Annotated in this window: 3 protein-coding genes; all 3 read right to left on the minus strand. The window is 52.7% G+C overall.

What is annotated here, in order from left to right; translation table 11 throughout:
- Positions 1 to 4: 4 nt before the first annotated feature.
- Entirely contained in the window at positions 5 to 1,825 is a 1,821-nt protein-coding gene (locus tag ACP5KC_RS08750) for an ABC transporter ATP-binding protein (protein ID WP_428287302.1), read from the minus strand.
- Positions 1,804 to 3,495: an ABC transporter ATP-binding protein gene (locus ACP5KC_RS08755; RefSeq protein ID WP_428287303.1), complete on the minus strand. Its 1,692-nt coding sequence runs from the start codon at positions 3,493 to 3,495 to the stop codon at positions 1,804 to 1,806. The genes ACP5KC_RS08750 and ACP5KC_RS08755 overlap by 22 nt, the downstream gene beginning before the upstream one ends.
- A gap of 77 nt (positions 3,496 to 3,572) precedes the next feature.
- On the minus strand, positions 3,573 to 4,850 hold the full coding sequence (locus ACP5KC_RS08760; RefSeq protein ID WP_052883923.1) for an MFS transporter: 1,278 nt from the start codon (positions 4,848 to 4,850) through the stop codon (positions 3,573 to 3,575).
- Positions 4,851 to 4,891: the final 41 nt, after the last annotated feature.

Genomic DNA, 4,891 nt, shown 5'->3' on the forward strand with positions numbered 1-4,891 from the left:
CCTCTTATTTTCTAGTCTTTGTTGCTGTTTGCACTACCTTTACAAGGGTCTCGGCGAGGTCTGATACCTGGGCTATCCATAGCCTGTAGTACGTGCCCCTCAGGCGGAGGAGTTCCTCGTGCCTCCCCTGTTCGACTACCTTGCCGTCTCTCAGGACGTATATCCTGTCAGCGTTGCGTATCGCCGCTAGCCTGTGGGCTATGACTATGAGGGTGGCTTTTTCCTCGCGTATCATCCTCTGGAGCTCCTGGAGTATGTTCAGCTCTGTGACCACGTCTAGGTTGCTCGTAGCCTCGTCTAGGACGAGGACTCTGGGCTTCGATACTATCGCCCTTAGTAGGGATAAGAGTTGTCTCTGCCCTTTTGAGAGGTTCTTGCCCTCCTCGACTATCTCGCCGTCAAGCCCGCCTGGAATGCTTTCTATTATGCTTTTCACACCCAGTCTCCCGATAAGCTCCTCGACCTCCGCGCGTGGGGCTTTTCTGCTAGCAGTGATGTTGTCTATAACCTTGCCGGATATGGCTGAGGGCTCCTGGGGCACATAGGCTACCACGCTCCTGAGATACTTAAGGTCGTACTCCTCGACAGGCGTCCCGTCCAGGAGTATCGAGCCTGACTCGGGCTCGTAGAAGCGGAGTAGGAGCTTGGCCAGGGTCGTCTTGCCGCTGCCAGTGGGACCTACGACGGCGACCATCTCGCCTGGATGCGCCTCGATGCTCACCCCCTTCAAGACTGGTAGCCCTTCCTCGTACGAGAAAGTTACCTCTTTCACCTCTACATGTCCCTCGACTGGTTTTACCAGGCTACCGCTCACCTCCTGCTCCATGTTTAGCAGGCTTGTAACCCTCTCTGTGGAGACAAGCACGGACTGGAAGGAGTTTATGAACATCGCTAGTAGCTGGAGGGGCATGAAGAACATGTTGAGGTAGCCGAAGAAGGCTACAAGGATTCCAGGAGTGAGCCTGCCGGATGCGATGAGCATGCCTCCATAGTAGAGTATTAGTGCGACTCCAGCAACCCTTATCGCTGAAAGCGTGGGGTTGACTGCTGATACGACTCGGGTGGCCTCGACGTTCGACTCCATGTAGGCCCTGCTCACCTGCTCAAACTCCGATTCTCGCGAGCCTCTCCTGTGGATGAACGTCTTGACGACGGCTGCCCCCGAGGCGTCCTGCTCCACACGCGCAGAGACCTCTGCTATCATCCTCCTAGCCCTCGTGAACGCAGCTCTAGCCCTGCGGGCGAAGTAGAAGCTCACAAGGAACACTGAGACAACTAGGGGTAGGATGACTAGGGAGAGCTCGGTGCTGAGTGTGAACATTATGAAGAATGCCCCTATCATTGTCAGGAGGTCTACGATGAACTCTACGAGACCCTGGGTGAACATGTCGGAGATGACGTCGACGTCGTTCATTACCCTGGAGACTATCTTTCCTGTAAGTTCACCCCTGAGCTTTACAACCTTCGAGCCGAGGATTGACCGCATAAGCCTCTCGCGCAGGTCCCGGACGAATCTCTGCCCGGCTATAGCAGTGGCGTAAACCCTGGCCACGCCCGAGGCCCAGAAGACTAGGGCTGCGGCAAGATAAGCGGCCGAAAATACGAGTATCCCGTTAAAGTTCTTGGACAAGGCAGAGTCTATTATTCTCCCGGTTAGTAGAGGGAATAGCAGGTTAGCCCCCAGCCTGACTACCGCTGCCAATACTATGATAACAAAATACTTTGTATACGGCCTGAGTAGGGGGAGAACCCTCGACGCAACCTCCCTTAAGGGTATCTTGGCCTCCTGCTCGTCAAGCCTGCCTAAGTCATGCCACCATGCCATACCTGGCCCACCTCAGCTCTTGCCTTTAACTCGGCGACGATACGGCCCTCATCCAGAACAAGGACCCTGTCGGCCAACGCCATCGTGCTTGGACGCTGGGTTATGACGATAATCGTGTGCCCCTTAAGGTTCCTCGTTAAAGCGTCATAAATCGCCTTCTCAGTCTCAGCGTCTACCTCCGAAGTCGTGTCGTCGAGAACTATAATCTTCGGCTTAGCCAGAAGAGCCCTTGCAAGTGCTACACGCTGTCTTTGTCCACCGCTGAGGGTGACCCCCCTTTCGCCCACAAGTGTGTTGTAGCCCTCGGGGAGACTAGAGATGAATTCATGGATGTTCGCGAGCTTGGCTGCATGCATTACCTCATCGTCCGTGGCCTCAGGTCTGGCGAAGGCGATATTGTTCCTGATGGTGTCCGGGAATAGATAAATGTCCTGGTGCACTATAGTTACGTTTCTTCTCAGCGACTCGAGTCTAACGTTTCTTATGTCCTGCCCGTCAATGAGTATCTGGCCCTTCTGGGGGTCCATAAGCCTTATCAGCAGCGATGCAAGGGTGCTTTTACCGCTTCCCGGAGGGCCTGTTATGGCTACTATCTCACCAGGCTTGACCTCGAAGCTTAAGCCTCTCAAAACATACCTTTCACCATCGTATGCAAACCAGACGTCTTTGAACTCGACCCTCCCATGGATAACCCTCAACTCGACAGCATCAGGTTTATCCTCTACGTCAGGCTTCATGCCTAGAACGTCTTGAACCCTTGCGAGCGCTACGCGGGCTCTCTCCATGTTGACTATCAAGAAGCCGAGATGAGTAAGGGGCCATGAGACCATACCCGCGTACATCGTGAAGGCTGTAACGTCGCCCACTGTGAGTCTCCCCGCGGCTAACTCGAGACCACCGTACAGAAGGATTATTACGAGGGCCACGTTGTTCAGGAGGTTAAGGCTCGGCCAGAGTATCGCACGTAGCCAGCCGGCCTTTATGAGTGCCTCAGTGTACCTCTCGTTATGCGTGTTGAAGCGCCTAAGCATGTACTGGGCAGCGTTGACGGCCTTGATGGGTATAATGGACACTATGGTCTCTTGGAGTATGGTTGACATCCTAGCGTATTCTTGTCTCGAGATGTCAAACTGGTGGCGTATCCTTGGAGATAGTGATCTCGAAAGAAGAGGGAGCACGATCAAGACGGACAGCGTGAACAGTGTCAGTTTAACGTTCAATGTCAGCATCGCTACTACTGAGAAGACTACAAGGACGAGGCCCCCGAGGAACATCGTGAGCACCTCGAAGAAACTCTTTACCTGCTCCACGTCTCCCGTGACGCGTGCGACGAGCCCACCAGCGCCATGCTTGTGTATGAAGGATATCGAGAGCTCGTGGAGCTTCTTGTAGAGCTCGACTCGCAGATCATAGGCTATCCCCTCCGAGAGCCTACGCGCGTTTACACCCTGTACATAGCTGAAGAAGCCCTGAGAAACTGTTAGGGCTACGAACAGGGCTAGGAGTGGTGGGAGAGCCTCCCATCTTAAAGAGACTGCTAGATCCACTGCTCGTTTTGCTACGAGGGGGCCATAGGTCCCGGTTAAGGCTGCAAGGAGGGCTGAAGTCGTGGCTAGGACTGCCTCCCGTTTATGTCTAGGCACATACGAGAGGAGGTCTGCTAAACGCACTCTCTATAGCACCGTCTATAGATATAGTTCCATTTTTTATATAAGTTATGCTTTGAGTGGGAAAAAAGATGGCCTTTTTAGAACCCTTTCCTTGCCTCGCCCTTTCTGACAAATTGCAAGGTGACGGCGGAGAAGGCCAGGAACGCTATTGAATACGGCATGAGGCTCACGTAGCCTGATATATCTATGAGGAGCCCTGCGAGGGGCGGTGCCAGGATGGACGCGCTCTGAGAGGCGAAGTAGTAAAGCCCCGTATACGCCCCTAGCTTTTCCCGAGTAGTCATATCTACCACAGTGGGCAGGCTGTTAACGTTTATCAAAGCCCACGCGAAGCCACCGAGGAAGAATAGCCCCTCTATTATTAACTCCGTGGACGCTCCTCTAGAGGAGGTGGCCGCCAGGTGTACTCCAAAGAGTAGCAGTATTAGCAAAGCCAGGCCTAGCGTCATGGTCTTCTTTCTGCCTAGACGCGCCCCAATAAACCCTGCCGGTAATGCGAAAATCAAGAAGCCCAGTGCTACGAAGCCGAGTATGAACGAGCCTGTAGCTTCGTCTATACCGATGTACCACTTCGCGTAGCTAGTAAAGAATGTTTCGATCGCGTTGAAGCCTATGAACCAGAGAAAGATGGAGGATAGCATGAAGAGCAGGCTTCTGTCAGGATCAGTTACAGCCATCCTGAGGTTCTCGTAGAGCTCTCGCATGCTCTGCCTGAACGTCTTTTTGAGGAGCTCTGCGAAGCCTGGCCCGCCTTTCTCCCGGGTCTTAAACTCCTCGGGTTCATCTACGAGTAGTATTACGAGGAGGCTTGATAATAGAAGTACAACGCCGGAGGCGATAAAAGGGTATGAGGGGTTCACCTTGTACAGGATGGAGCCAGCGAAATACGCTAGTAGCGACCCTATACCACCCATAAAGTTTATGATGCCGTTGGCTTGACTTCTCTTCTCGCTGGGAGTGATGTCGGGCATGAACGCTATTACAGGTGACCTGAAAAGGGCCATCGAGAGGTTCATGGTGACTACTACTATCATAAGCGGTATGAGTTCTCCTTTAAAGAAGGGTATAAGCGCAAAGGTCAACGCTGCCGGGGGTGCACCGAGGAGTATATAGGGTTTCCTTCTGCCTATCCTCGTCCTGGTCACATCGCTGAGAACTCCCAGGTAGGGTAGAAGAATCACCGCGAATATGTTGTCAATCGTCATTATGAAGCCTACTATCCAGGAGGCTAGACCCAGCTCTTTCAGAAAGATCGGTAGGTAAGAGTTGTAGATCGACCAAATGACGCTTATGCCAAAGAAGCCGAAGCCAAGGAGGAACACTTTAAAGTAGCTGAATTTTTCTTCTTGGCTCACAAATTCATATTCTTTTTTGATAATAAATAAATTTCCATTCT

Source organism: Infirmifilum sp. (genome assembly GCF_049970975.1).
In the GTDB taxonomy this organism is placed as follows: Archaea; Thermoproteota; Thermoprotei; order Thermofilales; family Thermofilaceae; genus Thermofilum; species Thermofilum uzonense.